Source organism: Corynebacterium silvaticum (assembly GCF_004382825.2).
GTDB classification, from domain to species: Bacteria; Actinomycetota; Actinomycetes; order Mycobacteriales; family Mycobacteriaceae; genus Corynebacterium; species Corynebacterium silvaticum.
In genome coordinates this window covers 1-422 of record NZ_SDQO02000009.1, presented here as the reverse complement: position 1 = coordinate 422, position 422 = coordinate 1, and the positions used below count along the sequence as shown (strand labels likewise).

General features: G+C 63.0%; 1 protein-coding gene. It reads right to left on the bottom strand.

Going from position 1 to position 422, the window contains the following annotated elements; translation table 11 throughout:
- Positions 1-20: 20 nt before the first annotated feature.
- Positions 21-422, bottom strand: a 402-nt coding sequence (locus ET810_RS11870; RefSeq protein WP_206666999.1) for a hypothetical protein, incomplete at its 5' end; no start/stop codon positions are given.

Below are 422 nucleotides of genomic sequence, written 5' to 3'. Positions count from 1 at the left end.
GGCTCCGCTGCTTAGGCGCGTCAGTTGACGCGGTCGAGCAGCTTTTTCGCGCGAGCCTCGAGATCTAGCCGGGCGTCCTGATGGGGCCTGTCCCGCGCAACAGCCGTGATGCCCTGCACGAAATCGAAGACGCTCTCTGGCTTGCGGCCTTCCTCGGCGAGCGCCGTCTCGATGATCTTCGCAGTCTCAGATTTCCCAAATCCACGCTTGCGCAGGAAATCGGTGCGCTCCTCGTCCGTGCGCGCAACGACGCGTTCGCGCGCCGACTTGATGCCATTAACGAAGGGCATCGGCGAGGAGTTGGCGAAGCGCGTAAGCGCCGGCGCCGCCTCGTGGGCGAAGCGGGACGCTGCGTATTTGGAATGGCGGATGGTGATTTCCTCAAAATCCTCCACACCCCAGAGATTGCGGTTCTGGCAGAC